The sequence below is a fragment of the Cumulibacter soli genome, from assembly GCF_004382795.1.
GTDB classification, from domain to species: domain Bacteria; phylum Actinomycetota; class Actinomycetes; order Mycobacteriales; family Antricoccaceae; genus Cumulibacter; species Cumulibacter soli.
In genome coordinates this window covers 15,204-30,556 of record NZ_SMSG01000002.1, presented here as the reverse complement: position 1 = coordinate 30,556, position 15,353 = coordinate 15,204, and the positions used below count along the sequence as shown (strand labels likewise).

The following is a 15,353-nucleotide window of genomic DNA, read 5'->3' as shown; positions in this document are numbered from 1 at the left end:
TGTTGACATCACGAAGCTTCTTGTTGAGGTCACGAAAGTTACTTCCGTCACGCCGGGTTTTCTTGCTACGGTGGGCACCTGGTAATTGCTTCGAATTGAGTACTGAATACTCTGGCGCGCTGTCAGTTCGGCGCGTGAGTCCTTGGGTTATTTAACTTGTCCCCCAAGGAAATCGAAATGCAATTGCGTCGGCGTCGCGCGCAGACAGAAGAATTCGCGTAGTAGATCGAAGCGCGGCGAATTACGGGAATTAAGGACGCGCTGAGACGAGAGAGGATCTACCGCTTAACGCGAATACGGTCGTAATTCCCGCGGTTGGTAACTACCTTGGTTGTGACATGAGGCGTCGTTCTGAGCCGCCCAGCAGGGATCTCAATGGTCGGTCACACCGGTTTCTGGATCAAACGCTGAGGAGGCGGATCATGAATCTTCGATTTTCCGATGTTCGCGCGGCCGGGGAGCCCGGCGGCCACAGGCACCGCAAGCGCTTCAGGCAATGGGGTGCGCCGATCGTGCTTCTGGCGCTCGTGGTTTCGCTCCTGACCGCATGCGGTGGCGGCGAAGGCGATGACGAAGGTACGGCAATCGGCGGCGAGGCAAACATCGAATCCTCCGATTACCCCGAGGTCGCGACCAACCAGACGATCACCGCTGGCGTGTCGACACTGCAAGAGCAGTACGCGGATCCAGTGATCGCAAATATTGGCGGCAACTCCTATCCAATCATGCAGTCGGTCGGCGACCCGCTCATCTTCCGCAACACCGACAACACCTTCGGCCCAGGGCTTGCGGAGAGTTGGGAAACCAGCGAGGACGGCTTGACCTGGACATTTACCCTCCGCTCGGGCGTCAAAATGCACGACGGTTCGGACTTCACGGCGAAGGACGTCGAGACCTCGGTGAATCGGGTGTTGGAGTATGCCGACGATCCGGCGTTCGTGGGATACGCAGCTTGGGTGGCCCAGGTAGAAAGCGTGAAGGTTCTTGATGATCTGCATGTCGAGATCACCTCAAAGACGCCGTACGCGAGCCTAGGCATAGCCGCGCCTGTCCCCATAGCGACCGACTACTACGAGGAAGTAGGCGAAGCGGAGTTCCGCAAACAGCCCATGGCAGCGGGTCCGTGGATGTTCGACTCGCAGATATTGAATGACTCGATGACGCTGAAGCGTTTCGACGACTACTACGATGAATCTCGGATCGCGAACTTCGAAACGTTGGTTCTCAAGATCATTCCGGACGAGTCAACGCGAGTGAGTTCGTTGCAGTCCGGGCAGATCGATATGGCGATGGGGTTGAGCCCGGCGAGCGTGGCGCAATTGCAAGGCTCGGCCGACGTGAAACTGGTGAACGTACCGGACTCCGCGATCGCGAGCGTCTACCTCCCTGACCTATGGAAGGACAACGGGGCGCCGGCGACCGACCAGAAGGTCCGCGAAGCGATGCTGATGGCAGTGGATCGTGAAAGTATTGCGAACTCGCTGTACGCAGGCATGGGGCACGTACCGAATAGTCTGTTTGCGAGCGTTGCTCCGGGATACGACCCGGACGCGGAACCAGTTCCGTACGATCCCGAACAGGCCAAGAAACTCCTTGAAGAGGCCGGCTACCCGGACGGGTTCGAGATCGACTTCACGACGTACTCGCAGACCACAGTGGTGCCTGACGTACAGAAACTTGTTGAGGCCGTCGCGGGCTACTGGGAGCAAATCGGAATCAAGGTCAACATCAATGTGCTGGACGCAGCGACTTATCTGCCGGCAGTACGAAGCCATTCGTACGATGGCGCTATCGTTCTCGGAGCACCTTCGTTGCTGTATACAGATCCGGCTCAATACTGGACGTGGTTTGAATCTGATGGAGCGTACAGCACCGTGTCCGATCCTGAGCTCGACAAGGTATTCGCCGAGCTGAATCAGCAGGTCGATCCCGACAAGATTCTGCCGATAGCCACCGAAATACGCGAGACAGTTGACGCCCAACATTATGGGCTGCCGATGGTGAACGTCGACACTGTCCACGCCGTCGGACCGAATGTCGCACAGTGGACCACGCTCAAGGGCAACCCGTACGCAGGCCCGTTCTGGTACATCAACGCCAAGTAGAGGCATTCGATGCTGCGTTTTGCGCTAGGTAGACTAATTCAAGGAATAGTCGCCTTACTCGTCGTATTAACGGTGGTGTTTGCGTTAGCGAGGTTGAGCGGTGATTACGCCACTTTGATTGCGCCGCCAGACGCCTCTGCCGAGGCGATCAAGGCGATCCAGGTAAAACTCGGGCTAGACCGACCTATCGTCGTGCAGTACTTCGCGTATTTGGGTGATTTGTTTACGGGAAACCTAGGCGACTCGCTGAGTTTCGGTTCGCCGGTAAGCGAGCTCGTGGGCGCGGCGTTGCCCGATACGCTCGTGCTGGCCGGAGTGGCCTTCGTGTTCGCGGTGGTCGTCGGCGTTCCACTCGGTCTCCTTGCTGGCACGAAGTCAGGGGGATGGATCGATGCGGCCGTGCGGTTCCTGGCTCTGATTGGACAGTCGGTTCCGTCGTTCTGGTTGGGGATTCTGCTGGTGTTCATGTTTGCCGTGAACATTCCGATCCTCCCGGCCTCAGGGCAGAGCGGATTTCTCAGCATCATTTTGCCTGCGATCGCATTAGGCGCGTTCCCCCTCGCATCGGTTACGCGCCTGACGAGATCGGCCGTATTGGAGGTAATCGGTAAAGACCAGACGCTTTTTCTTCGAGCGAAAGGTGTGGGTAGAGCGAGGCTGGCATGGCACACTTTACGCAACGCGTCGTTGCCGGTAGTGACCCTGTCCGGAATACAGCTTGGGAACCTCATTTCGGGCACTATTGTTATTGAGACACTATTTGCGTGGCCCGGGATGGGGCAGTTAGCAATCCAAGCGATAAATAACCGTGACTACACGCTCATTCAAGGCGTGGTTATCGTGAATACAGTCGTGTTCATTGTTCTGCTGTTCCTGATTGATATCTCGTACGGCGTTCTGGATCCACGCATTAGGAGGGGACGTGACTGACCGACTTGAAAAAGTCAGCGCCGGAGTCGAAACGGTGCCCCCGCTCGAAGGGATGTCCGAAAGAAGTTCGGGCAGAAATCGTTGGCCAATATTTTCCGGCGGGGTTCTTGCGATATTCGTCTTTACAGGTATCGCCGGGCCGCTGCTTGCGCCGCATCCTCCGGACGAGGTCAACCTTGCCGCTTCCTTGCGGCCGCCGGTATTTTCCGGTGGGAGTTGGAGCTATCCTCTCGGCACCGATCAACTTGGCCGTGATGTGCTTAGCCGCTTGTTGTCCGGCGCTCAAGTTTCATTTCTCGTTGCGCTCGCCGTCGTGCTGCTGGCCGGCGTGATCGGGGTGATGGTGGCGTTGGTGGCAGGCTATTTTGGTGGCCGCCTCGACGGCGTGCTGATGCGCATCGCCGACGCCTCGATGGCATTTCCACTGCTGTTGCTAGCGGTAATCATTGTCGGCATCTTCGGCCCGAGCCTACTGAATGTGATCATCGTTTTGGTTCTCGCGGGCTGGCCGCAGTACGCCCGAGTGCTGCGCAGCGAGGTACTGCGGCTACGAACGCAGGATTTCGTGACGATGGCACGAGTCATGGGCGCTCAAGGTCGCTGGACAATCACGCGCCACATCTTTCCGAATATCGTTGGTAGTTTGCTGGTTCTTGCCACCCTCCAGGTCGGAGTTGCCGTGATCGCGGAGGGCTCGCTGAGCTTCCTGGGCATCGGCGTTCCGCCGCCTGCGTCCTCGTGGGGAAACATGTTGTCGGACGGCAAGAACTTCCTCACCGTTGCGTGGTGGTTGCCCGTTCTGCCAGGCGTTTGCCTGAGCCTCACTGTGCTGGCCGCGAACCTGTTCGGCGACTGGCTCCGCACGCATCTCGACCCGACTCGGAGGCGGTAGTCAATGTTGCAAGTTACAGATCTGGAGGCTGTCTATACACCGGGTTCATCGAGGCTTCCGGTGATTAGAGGCATCGACATCACGATCGAGACTGGATCGGCACTGGCAGTTGTGGGTGAGTCCGGAAGTGGCAAGAGCACTCTGGCGCTCGCGGTGATGCGGATGATTGAGGCGCCAATCGGCGAAATTACCGGGGGATCGATCAAACTCTCGGGCGTCGAGTTACGTGACCTGACCATAGATGAGATGCGCGATGTGCTTCATCGCAAGATCGGATATATACCGCAGGACCCGACTACGGCGCTCGACCCACTGTTCACTGTTCGAACCCAGATCGCGGAGGCGATGTCAGGTGATATGAGCAGGCGCGCCGTCGACGATCAGATCGTTCAACTCCTGGAGGACCTCGGTGTCTCCCCGGCGGTCGAACGCCTGCGTAATTATCCGCATGAGTTCAGCGGTGGCATGCGGCAGCGGGTGGCGATGGCCATAGCGTTAGCAAAGGACCCTGAGTTGCTCATTGCCGACGAGCCAACGACAGCGCTAGACGTCACGACGCAACTAGCAACATTACGAATTATCAATCGGTTGCGCAGCGAACTGAACCTCACAACCCTGTTCATCACGCACGATCTGCGTGTTGCGCGGTTGCTGTGTGAGCGAGTGGCTGTGATGTACGCCGGTCAAGTCGTTGAAACGGGTGTCACCCGCGATGTGATGGCCGCTCCCGCGCATCCGTACACCCGGGCATTGCTCGACTCGACCGGCGCCGGAGCGCAGCCGCTGAGTCCGCTCAAGTCAATCCCGGGGCAACCGCCATCACCTGGGCAGATCGCTCAGGGGTGCGCCTTCGCTCCGAGATGCCCGCTGGCCGATGCCCGATGCCGCACGCAAATGCCGGAACCACGCGACACGGGAGGATCGACGGCTCGCTGCTGGAAGCCGCTGACAGGAATCGAGGACGCGTGACCACCAATGCAGTAGCCAGACCTGTACTTGAATCGGTCGCGGTATCGCGTGTCTTTCGGTCGCGCGGTAAACCGCCCGTCGTTGCGCTCAACAATGTCGACGTTCAATTGCATCCTGGGCGGACCCTGGGCTTGGTCGGCGAATCTGGGAGCGGTAAGACCACGCTAAGTCGATTGCTACTAGGTTTGGACAGTCCCACCGAGGGCGAGATTCGCTATCGCGGTACCGATTTGGCGGAATTAGACAAGGCGGGTCGTCGTCGGTACGTCCGATCTCTGTCGGCTGTCTTCCAGAATCCGTATAGCTCGTTGAGTCCGAGGATGCGGCTGTGGGCGATTGTCACTGAACAGGACGCGATCGACGGGAAGGCCGATAAGAGCCAGCGTCGAGCCCGTGCCGCAGAACTTCTGGAACTCGTCGGGCTTCAGGCTGACTACCGAGACCGTTACCCGCATCAACTTTCCGGTGGACAACGCCAACGGGTCGCGATCGCCCGCGCGCTCTCTCAAAGCCCCGAGCTGATTGTGTTAGACGAACCAATGTCCGCACTCGATGTGTCAGTCAGTGCTCAGGTTGTCAATCTACTTCTTGACCTTCAAAGGACGCTGAACATCGCGTACCTATTCGTCGCGCACGACATGCATCTGGTCCGCCACCTCAGCCACGATGTCGCGGTCCTGTACAAGGGGGAGCTCGTCGAGTCCGGTGTCGCCGCGGATGTGTGGGAGAAACCGAAACATGACTACACGAAGGCGTTGATCGCAGCATCAGAACTCGAGCATCTGTAACCAGAATTCGTTTATTGCTTAAGGTCAGGAGAGCGCACATGAAGATCACGTCGTTGAAAGCCCGGGTCGTGAACCCGCCCGATTTCGAGTTCCGGTGGCGCGATGACATTCCGCCGGTGCAGAACACCATGACGGTCTTCGAGATTGAGACCGAGGACGGAATTACAGGCGTGTCGACGTCGTGGGTGCCCTCCGCGCCAACCGAGATCGCTGAGACCGCGATGCACTTCTTTGCTCCGTTGGTGGTCGGCGCCGACGTGTACGACCGTGAGCGGATTTGGCAGGAGATGATGTCATTTCAGCGATACACGATCACCCCGAAGGCGGCGAGCTGCATCGATATTGCGTTGTGGGATATCGCAGCTAGGGCGGCCGACCTACCGCTTTACAAGTTCCTTGGCAGCTATCGGCACACGGTCCCGGCGTACGCTACGACCCAGACACAACCGAACGTTGACGGGTACGTGCAGATCGCGCAGGAGTGTCAGAGTCGCGGCATTACCGGTGTGAAGATCCACGCCGACGCGAGGCCAGACGCGGACATACTCGTCTGCGAGGCAGTCCGAGAAGCGGTCGGTGACGACTACAAACTAATGCTCGATGCTACGAGCGCCTACGACTATCAAGATGCCCTTCGGGTTGGCCGCGCCATCGAGAGTCTGGGATTCCACTGGTTCGAAGACCCGATGCGGGATGATGACGTCGCCGGATTTGTTGAACTCTGTCGTGCGCTCGACATCCCGGTTCTGATGGGCGAATCGCAATGGCGTGGAATCTGGACCTACTCGGATATCCTTGCCCGTGGGGCTGCGGACGCGATCCGCGTAGTCGCCGACGTAATGGGCGGAATCACTGGGATGCGGAAAGTTGGTGCATTGGCGGAGAGCCACAATCGTCGATTAGAACCACATGCGTACGGGTCGACTCTCGTCCAAGCCGCTCACCTGCATCATCTGTTGTCATCGCGTAACGCCGAAATGTTCGAAATGCCGTATCCCATCGGGCCGTTGGACTTCGGCATGCTCGATACCGTCGAAGTCACCGACGAGGGGATGGTGATCGCGCCAAGCAAGCCAGGTTTGGGCTATGAAGTCGACTGGGATGCGATTGACGACCGCACGGTGAAATGCTTCGGCTAGCCGCCGGGTGCGACACGTGGTGAGGGCAGTGGATTTCTCGCTATTGCGGTCAACGCTGGAAGCCAGTTATTGCGAACTAGGAGTGACCTCGGAGGAATCGCAACGTATCACGGACTCGGTGCTCGAAGCGGAGATCTCAGGGGTGAGAACGCACGGATTGCTCCGCGCAGCTGGGTATCTCGACGCGTTTCGCGACGGCAGCGTCCCACCGGTCCGGATTCCGCTTGACGTAAGCGAAGTGACTGCCGCCGTGGTCGAGGTAGACGGTGGTGGGGCATTCGGTCACGTGCCGACCTGGGAGGCGATTTCGCGGGCAATTCCGATGAGTCGATCACACGGCGTATGTATCGCCTTGATCCGCAATATCCGCGACTTCGGGCGAGCGGCGTACTACGCGCAGTACGCCGCCGAGCGTGGTCAGGTAGCTGTTGTCTGCCAGAACACGATGCCGATACTCGCGCCACCCGGAGGGACGGCGGCGACCCACGGAAACAACCCGCTCGCGTTCGCGGTGCCGGGTCAAGCCGGCCCACTATTCGATGCGGCGTGGTCGCCGCGTGCGGTGGGACAGCTCTTGCTGAGTCAGTTGGAGGACGTGCCACTAGATCCGGCATGGCAGTTCCGTGCCGCGGATGGCGCTGTCACCACCGACCCGGCGCACGCTCTGGGAGTGGCGCAGCAGCCGGTTGCCGGCCATAAGGGATTTGGCATTTCGGTCCTCGTCGATGTGCTGGCAGGTGTGCTTACTGGCTCGCCAAGCGGACCGGCAGTTGGCAGTGGGCGCGCAGTCACAGGGGCGTTCGCTTTGATCATTTCGCCTGAGGCCCTCGGTCGTTCCGCGACTGAGATGGCCGAGACCCTCAGCCACACTGCCGACGCCGTGCGGGATGCCGGGGGCCGTTGGCCGGGTGAACGCGCCAGTGCGGCTAGAGCTCGAGCACTTGAATCAGGAACGCTTGAAACATCGCCCGCAGTCTTCAACTTGCTGAACAAAGCGTCTGGTGGGCGCATGGCCACAGCGTTTCGTGCCTAACGACGGTAGGGGCGGCGGCTTCATCTGAGGATGGCGAACTTTGCCCCGGCGCGAGCTTGGTCTGCACAGCATGAGTTCACGGAGAGAACTCATGCTGTGCAAAGCACGCAGTGTCATCATGGGGTGGAGCGAAGGGGCGCCATGACTGATATCACCTTTATGCCGGCGGTCGCACTCGCGAACGCGCTGCGTCGACGAGACCTCAGCGCGCGCGAAGTGACGCTGGCATTCCTCGAGCGAATCGAGCAGGTGAACCCCGATATAAACGCGGTCAACACCCTCGTTGCCGAGCAGGCCCTCGAACACGCGGACGCCGCTGACGAGGTCGCTGCATCCGGTGTCGAGCTGCCCCCGCTGCATGGCATGCCGATGCTGCATAAGGACACGCATGCGACCGCCGGGATCCGCACCACGAGCGGATCCCCGTTACTACGCGACAACGTTCCGGCCGAGGACGATCTGGTCATTGCCCGCCTGCATGCCGCTGGCGTGATCAGCGTCGGAAAGACGAACACCCCAGAGTTCGCGGCCGGATCGCACACCTTCAACCCGGTCTTCGGACATACGCACAATCCGTACGACGTCACGCGCTCGGCCGGTGGCAGTTCAGGTGGCGCTGCCGCCGCGCTCGCGACCGGGATGACCGCGCTCGCCGACGGCAGCGATATGGGTGGATCGCTACGTAACCCGGCGTCGTTCTGCAATGTTGTTGGCATGCGGCCCAGCCCCGGTCGGGTGCCGCAGGCGCCGGACGCTTTCGCCCAATTCACCCTCGCCACCAGTGGGCCGATGGCGCGCAGCGTGGACGACACCGCGTTGTTGTTGTCGGTGATGGCTGGGCCGGATCTGCAGGCTCCGACCAGTCTGGACACGCCCGGTGCGAATTTTCGATCCGCGCAACCGATTGAGCCCACGCAACTGCGGGTCGCGGTCGCGGCTGATTTCGGCGGGCTGCTGCCGGTAGAACCCGACGTCGTCGCAGCGATCACCGCATCGGGTGCGCTGTTTGAAAGCCTCGGAGCTCGGGTGAGTGCGGCGATGCCCGACTTGAGGGATGCGAACGACGTGTTCTTGACGCGGCGCGCGTGGCAATTTGCGGCGGGCTTTGGCCCGCTCGTCGATGCGCATCCGGACCAAGTGAAAGACACCATCCACTGGAACGTTGCGCGTGGGCGGGCGCTGAGTGCTGATGATCTCGCGCGTGCGGTCATTGCCGGTGGGCAGTTGTATCGGCGAGTGGTCGAGTTCTTCACCGAGTACGACGTACTGCTCGTGCCCGCCGCGCAAGTGCTGCCGTTCGACGGTGCGCTGGAATACCCGATGCACATCAACGAGCAGCCGATGCACACCTACCTGGAGTGGATGCGTGCATGCAGCGACATCACGGCGACCGGGACGCCGGCGATTAGTGTGCCGGCCGGCTTCAGCACGTCCGGACTACCGATCGGCGTACAGATGGTTGCTGCGCCTCGCGCAGACGCCTACTTGCTGTCGATTGCGAAGTTGTTCGAGTCGGCGACGAACCACGCGCAGCGCCGGCCACCCATGCTCGGCGGGTGAGGCGCTCGGGTTGCGGTCGCCGTCGCTGACTAGAATCGTGTGGTTGCGCCATGCGTCCACCGCTGGTGCCATCGGAAACTAACGAACCTCACTGAACGGATCCGCATGTCGGCACCGAATGACAACTACGACCCCAAACAGGTCGCTGCGCTGTCGCCGCAGAACTTGCAGTCTGCCGTCCGAGAGGCGGATGAGGCGTTCGCCGCGGCAGGGGACCTCGACGAGTTGCAGTCGGTGAAGGCTGCGCACTTGGGTGATCGCGCTCCGATCGCGTTGGCGCGCCGTGAGATCGGCGCGCTGCCGCCTCAGGCGAAGGCGGACGCCGGTAAGCGGGTGAACGAGGCGCGCCAGAAGGTGCAGGCGGCGTTCGATGAACGCCACCAGCTGCTGACCGAGCGGCGAAACCTCGAAGTGCTCGAAGCCGAAACCGTCGACGTCACGATGCCGACGTCCTCGGGGCGGTACGGTGCCCGCCATCCGATCACCACGGTTGCCGAACGGATCGCCGATGTTTTCATCGGTATGGGTTATGAGGTGGCGGAGGGGCCAGAGGCAGACACCGAATGGCACGTGTTCGATGCGTTGAACACCCCGCGTGATCATCCGGCACGAGGTCTGCAGGACACGATCTTCCTGGACCCCCCGGAGAACGGCGTCGTGTTGCGGACGCACACCTCGGCCGGACAGATCCGCACGCTTCTGACTCGCGATCTGCCGGTGTACGTCGTCGTACCAGGCCGGGTCTATCGCGATGACCCGATGGACGCCACGCATCTGCCTGTGTTTAACCAGTGCGAGGGTCTCGCCGTGGACAAAGGCCTGTCGATGGCTGATCTTCGCGGCACGCTGGATCGATTTGCCAAGGCTATGTTCGGTGACGAGGCGACGACCCGCCTGCGCCCGCATTTCTTCCCGTTCACCGAGCCGTCGGCCGAGGTCGACCTGTGGTTCCCGCAGGCCAAGGGCGGCGCGAAATGGATCGAGTGGGGCGGATGCGGGATGGTGCACCCGAATGTGTTGCGCGCCTGCGATATCGACCCCGATGAGTACTCCGGGTTCGCGTTCGGTATGGGCATCGATCGCACCGTGATGTTCCGCAACGGGATCGCCGACCTCCGCCAGTTCGTGGACGGCGACGTCCGCTTCACCCGCCACTTCGGAATGGAGCAGTAACCGATGCGCGTTGCGCTTTCTTGGCTCACCGAGCTCGTCCCGCAGCTCTCCGGCCGCAGCGGCGAAGAGGTAGCCGACTTGCTGACTGGCTTAGGCGTCGAGGTCGACGAGATTGATGGCGCCGGTCCCGACGACATCAACGGCCTGTACGTCGGTCAGGTCGTCGACATCGAAGAACTCACTGAATTCAAGAAGCCGATCCGGTACTGCCAGGTGCGATTCGACGACGGCTCTGATCCCGAGCGCACCCGCGGAATCGTCTGCGGTGCGACGAACTTCGCCGTCGGTGACAAGGTCGTCGCGGCGCTGCCGGGCGCCGTACTGCCAGGGGACTTCAAGATTTCGGCACGCAAGACCTACGGGCGCATTTCTGACGGAATGATCTGTTCCGCCCTAGAGATGGGCATGGGGGAGGACCACTCCGGCATCCTCATTCTGAGCGAAGACGCGCCCGTGGGCGCCGACGCGGTCGAATTACTGGGGTTGCACGATGCCGTTCTCGTGACCGAGCCGACGCCGGATCGCGGCTACCAATTGTCCTTACGGGGGATCGCCCGCGAGGTCGCTGCGGCAATCGACGCGCCGTTCGTAGACCCCGCCGACGCGGTGCCGGCCGCGGCGTCCGGCGACGGTTTCCCCGTCACGCTGGAAGATGCGGCATGCGATGTATTCACCACGCGGATCATCCGCGGGTTCAATCCCGCGGCGGCGACACCGGACTGGATGGCCCGTCGACTGACCGCCAGCGGGATGCGACCGATCTCGCTCGCCGTGGACGTGACGAACTACGTGATGCTGCTGCTGGGCCAACCGCTGCACGCTTACGACCTCGACCGGCTCGACACTCGGATCATCGTGCGCAAGGCGCGGGCGGGCGAGCGGGTCACCACGCTGGATGACGTTGATCGTGAGTTGTCGGCCGACGATCTACTGATCACCGATGAATCCGGAATCCAGGGGATCGCGGGCGTGATGGGCGCCGAGTACGCGGAGATTTCCGCGCAAACGAGCAACATCATGCTCGAAGCCGCGCACTTCGAGGCGAGCGCGATCAGCCGCACGGCCCGTCGGCACGGCCTGCTCTCGGAAGCCGGGCGGCGATTTGAACGTGGCGTCGACCCGCTGCTACCAGCGAAGGCCAGCGCCCTCGCCGCTTCGCTGCTGGTGCAGTACGGCGGCGGCGCGGCCGACGACACGATGGTGACTGCCGGCCGCCCGACGCTTCCGCCGCCGCTGACCGTCGACGTCCGCCGGATCCGCGCGCTGATCGGCGTGGACTACTCGGTCGAGCGCGTCTCCGAATGCCTGACGAGCCTCGGCTGCGAGGTTGCAGTCAACGGCGAGCAAGTGTCGGTTCGGCCGCCTTCCTGGCGCGGAGACTTTGTCGAGCCGACTCGGGTCGCCGAGGAAGTGGCTCGCGTTGACGGCTACGACAAGATCCCGACCCGGCTCCCGCAGGCGAAAGCTGGCGGCGGGCTGACCGAAACTCAGCGGGCAAAGCGGCGAGCGAGTCGCGCATTGGCGGCTGCGGGGTACGTCGAGACGCCGTCGATGTCGTTCCAGGACGACGCCGAACTCGATACGTTTGGGATCGAACCGGACGATGAGCGGCGCCGAAGCGTCCGCATCGCCAACCCGATTTCTGCAGAGCAGCAGACGCTGCGCACGACGCTCATGCCGAACTTATTGGCTGCGCTGCGTCGCAATGTCAGCCGCGGCGCTGACCACGTGGCGACGTACGAAACGGGCACCGTGTTCTTCGAGCCCCAGCAGCCGCGCCCGGCGGCGCCAGTGATTGACCGCGGAATACATCCGAACCCACAGCAACTTGCCGACCTGGATGCGGCGCGTCCCATCGAGAGGCTGCACGCGGCGGTCGCAGTCGCGGGAGCGGAGCCGAATGCGTGGTTCGGTGCGGGGGCCGCCGCCAGTTGGCGGGATGCCGTCGAGGCCGCTCGGCTACTGGCAGACGCCGTCGGCACTGACATCGAGGTGCGCCAAGCTCAGCGAGCTCCGTGGCATCCCGGCCGGTGCGCCGCGATTCTGACTGCCGGTACGCAGGAGGTAGTCGGGTACGCCGGCGAATTGCATCCGCAGGTGTGTGAGGCTGCTGGTGTGCCGGCGCGGACCAGCGTCGCAGAGCTCGACCTCGATGCCCTGATCGAGCACAGTTCCACTCGCGCTACCGCGCCGCGAGTCTCGCCATTCCCGCGGGCCGTGCAGGACCTCGCGCTCGTCGTCGACGACTCGATCCCGGTTGCGCGTCTGGAGCAGACGATTCGTGCCGCCGGCGGCGATCTGCTGGAGGATGTGCGACTGTTCGACGTGTACACCGGGGAGCAGGTTGACGACGGAAAGCGTTCGCTGGCATTCGCGCTGAGCCTGCGCGCTGACGACCGGACCCTCGAGCACGACGAGATCACTGCAGTGCGCGAGGCAATCATCTCCGCCGTTCAATCCGAGCATTCGGCCACTCTGCGCTAGTCGCTCCGCACGTCCGGCTGGCGAAGCCGCCGGACGGTCGTGCGACATCCGCTGGAGTCTGGGTATCGCGCGCCGCCTGCGGCGTGCGCCGTATGTCCGGAGCGGTATTCCATAGCCATGGTGGCGGCACCTGTCATCTCTTAGGGCATCGGTGACAGTTCTGTATCGGCTCATCGGTGACGGTTCGGGCTGTGTTGGTGGTGACACTTCCGGCCCAAGGCTCGGGTGGTGGACCCCGACAGCCGATCGCCCGGTCGCAACCAGACCGGAGACATCACACCCATGTTCGCGACCTATTGACGATATGATCGAACAGATGTACGATAAAGGCATGAGCGAACGTCGATCGGTTGAGGGAGGTCCGCGATGACCGCAGCTATGTGCTCGGATACACGCGCGGGCGGTACTCCCTTGACGCCCCGTGGGTCGCGTGAGGATGATCGGCTGCGATTTGTACCTTCGGACGCTCGAGCGGCGGCCGCGGCCGGGGTGACCGGCCCATTACGGGTCGCTGAGGCGTTCTCGGTGGAACTGGCTGATGCTCTCGAACACCTACAACTCGGCATGGACGCCTTGCTTGAGATCGGTAATCGTGGCGACTTCGCGGCGTTAGACCCGTCGTGCTTGGTGGGGTTGGCGCGGGAATTCGAGGCGCACCGATCCCGCGGCGTGCTATTCGACAGCCGGGTTATCGAGGCTGCGTCGGAGGATCCGGCGTTTCCGGACTACGCGGGTTCGAAGAGTATCCCCAAAGGCTTGGCGCAGTTGTTACGGATCAGCACTACGGAAGCGAACGCGCGACAGCGCCGCGCCGAGAAACTGTTGCCGCGAAATGGGTTCTCTCAGGGCGAGATTCCGCCCGACTTGCCTGTCCTGGCTGGCGCGGTGGAGGGTGGGGCGGTGTCGACCGAGCAGTTGGACGTGGTGCTGGCGACGATGAAGCGCATCGACACGATTCCTGAGTTGGATGCCAGCCTCCGCGAGCAAGCAGAGTCGATGATGGTGGGATTCACGGCGTCACTCACTCCGGCACATTTGAAAATCGCGGGCGAAGACATCGACGCGACCTTGTTGCCCGACGGTCGCGGACCCGAGCCGAGGCTGACGCAGGCGCGCCGAACGCTGCGAATTAGTAGGCAACGGTACGACGGCCTGTACCAGCTCAGCGGGTTCCTGACCGCGGAAACGAAGGCGCGATTGGACGCTGTGCTGTCGCCGCTCAGCGCGCCGAAGCCCGACCAAAGTGGCACGAAGGATGACCGTACGGCCGACCAGCGTCGTCACGACGGGTTGTTCGACGCACTCGGGCTGTTGCTCGACGGCAACGGTGTGCCCGCGAGTGGCGGCACGGCGGCGACTGTCCATCTGGTGGTCGATGTCGACACGGTCATGGATGCTCTGGGCCTCACCCCGACGGGCGCGCAAGGCGACGCCAGTGACTGGGCGTCTGAGGACCACCCGGACGGCGTTGGCCGCGACAGCAGAGGTCCCCGCGATAACGGGTCTCGGTACGTCGGTCGTGTTGCCGGCGGGGACCGGATTACCCTGCGCGAGTTCCGGCGCCTGGCAGACGAGGCGCTGTTGATCCCCGTGTGGGCGAGCAAGATTAGTGGGGTCGTGGCCTACGGCCGATCGAAACGGATAGCGAGTGCGGGGCAGACTCACGCACTCGTCGCGCGAGATGGTGGCTGTTCGCATCCGGGTTGCGATGTGCCGCCGGACTGGTGTCAACGGCATCATGTTCGGGAGTGGTGGCGCGGTGGTGCCACTGACGTATCCAATCTGACGTTGTTGTGTGGCGCCCACCATCGTGAACTCGATAGCAGCGGGTGGCGAATCGACATGCGCAACGGGTTGCCGTGGTGGATCCCGCCGCCGTGGATTGATCCGGAGCGAAAACCGGTGATCAACCCGCGGATCCGAATTCCGGATCCCGCCGAAATCGAAGACGTCGCACGCAGAGCGCGGGACGCGCGCGAGGCTGCCGTGGGGCTCGTCGACGCTGATCGAGATAGCGATGATGGCGACGGGTTGGATCCGGCGGAGGAGCTGATTGGACTGCTGGCGGAGCACATCCCGAACCCGCGACAGCGCGACAGATTCCACCAGGAACTCGCTGATCTGCTCGACAGTTATAAGGACTCGCTGCCCATCGGAAGCGTGGCGTGATGCGCGCCGGCTCTCATGTGGCTACGGCGGCGCTGCCCATCCTCATGGCCCCAGCAATGCGCTCCGCGCTCCGCGGGACCCGACACGCTCCTATAGGACGGCGCTACTTGA

11 protein-coding genes are annotated in these 15,353 nt (G+C 62.2%); all 11 read left to right on the top strand.

Annotation, left to right across the window (positions count from 1 at the left end; genetic code table 11):
* Positions 1-422 precede the first annotated feature (422 nt).
* Complete coding sequence (locus E1H16_RS03895; protein WP_166741610.1) at positions 423-2,105, top strand: ABC transporter substrate-binding protein; 1,683 nt, start codon at positions 423-425, stop codon at positions 2,103-2,105.
* A 9-nt stretch (positions 2,106-2,114) separates the two neighbouring features.
* Entirely contained in the window at positions 2,115-3,035 is a 921-nt protein-coding gene (locus tag E1H16_RS03890) for an ABC transporter permease (RefSeq protein ID WP_134322407.1), read from the top strand.
* Positions 3,028-3,927, top strand: a complete 900-nt coding sequence (locus E1H16_RS03885; RefSeq protein ID WP_208378845.1) for an ABC transporter permease — start codon at positions 3,028-3,030, stop codon at positions 3,925-3,927. Before E1H16_RS03890 ends, E1H16_RS03885 begins: the two co-directional genes overlap by 8 nt.
* Positions 3,928-3,930: 3 nt before the next feature.
* Positions 3,931-4,896, top strand: a complete 966-nt coding sequence (locus tag E1H16_RS03880; RefSeq protein WP_134322406.1) for an ABC transporter ATP-binding protein — start codon at positions 3,931-3,933, stop codon at positions 4,894-4,896.
* A complete protein-coding gene (locus E1H16_RS03875) occupies positions 4,788-5,684 on the top strand; it encodes an ABC transporter ATP-binding protein (RefSeq protein ID WP_341765375.1) in 897 nt (298 codons plus the stop codon). The genes E1H16_RS03880 and E1H16_RS03875 overlap by 109 nt, the downstream gene beginning before the upstream one ends.
* A gap of 38 nt (positions 5,685-5,722) precedes the next feature.
* Entirely contained in the window at positions 5,723-6,823 is a 1,101-nt protein-coding gene (locus E1H16_RS03870; protein WP_134322404.1) for an enolase C-terminal domain-like protein, read from the top strand.
* A gap of 28 nt (positions 6,824-6,851) precedes the next feature.
* Positions 6,852-7,856 (top strand): Ldh family oxidoreductase, encoded by a 1,005-nt coding sequence (locus tag E1H16_RS03865; protein WP_166741609.1) that lies wholly within the window; start codon positions 6,852-6,854, stop codon positions 7,854-7,856.
* Positions 7,857-7,997: 141 nt separating this feature from the next.
* Entirely contained in the window at positions 7,998-9,416 is a 1,419-nt protein-coding gene (locus E1H16_RS03860; RefSeq protein WP_134322402.1) for an amidase, read from the top strand.
* Positions 9,417-9,521: 105 nt separating this feature from the next.
* Positions 9,522-10,589, top strand: a complete 1,068-nt coding sequence (gene pheS / locus E1H16_RS03855; RefSeq protein ID WP_134322401.1) for a phenylalanine--tRNA ligase subunit alpha — start codon at positions 9,522-9,524, stop codon at positions 10,587-10,589.
* Positions 10,590-10,592: 3 nt separating this feature from the next.
* Positions 10,593-13,073: a phenylalanine--tRNA ligase subunit beta gene (pheT, locus tag E1H16_RS03850; RefSeq protein WP_134322400.1), complete on the top strand. Its 2,481-nt coding sequence runs from the start codon at positions 10,593-10,595 to the stop codon at positions 13,071-13,073.
* Between the two features lie 366 nt (positions 13,074-13,439).
* Positions 13,440-15,242: an HNH endonuclease signature motif containing protein gene (locus tag E1H16_RS03845; protein ID WP_134322399.1), complete on the top strand. Its 1,803-nt coding sequence runs from the start codon at positions 13,440-13,442 to the stop codon at positions 15,240-15,242.
* The last annotated feature ends 111 nt before the right edge of the window (positions 15,243-15,353 follow it).

What these genes read in the sequence shown, in the direction of transcription:
- E1H16_RS03895 (WP_166741610.1), top strand. Translation starts at nt 423, where the DNA reads ATGAATCTTCGATTTTCCGATGTTCGCGCGGCCGGGGAGCCCGGCGGC.
- pheT (WP_134322400.1), top strand. Translation starts at nt 10,593, where the DNA reads ATGCGCGTTGCGCTTTCTTGGCTCACCGAGCTCGTCCCGCAGCTCTCC.
- E1H16_RS03880 (WP_134322406.1), top strand. Translation starts at nt 3,931, where the DNA reads ATGTTGCAAGTTACAGATCTGGAGGCTGTCTATACACCGGGTTCATCG.
- E1H16_RS03890 (WP_134322407.1), top strand. Translation starts at nt 2,115, where the DNA reads ATGCTGCGTTTTGCGCTAGGTAGACTAATTCAAGGAATAGTCGCCTTA.
- E1H16_RS03875 (WP_341765375.1), top strand. Translation starts at nt 4,788, where the DNA reads ATGCCCGCTGGCCGATGCCCGATGCCGCACGCAAATGCCGGAACCACG.
- E1H16_RS03845 (WP_134322399.1), top strand. Translation starts at nt 13,440, where the DNA reads ATGACCGCAGCTATGTGCTCGGATACACGCGCGGGCGGTACTCCCTTG.
- E1H16_RS03860 (WP_134322402.1), top strand. Translation starts at nt 7,998, where the DNA reads ATGACTGATATCACCTTTATGCCGGCGGTCGCACTCGCGAACGCGCTG.
- pheS (WP_134322401.1), top strand. Translation starts at nt 9,522, where the DNA reads ATGTCGGCACCGAATGACAACTACGACCCCAAACAGGTCGCTGCGCTG.
- E1H16_RS03870 (WP_134322404.1), top strand. Translation starts at nt 5,723, where the DNA reads ATGAAGATCACGTCGTTGAAAGCCCGGGTCGTGAACCCGCCCGATTTC.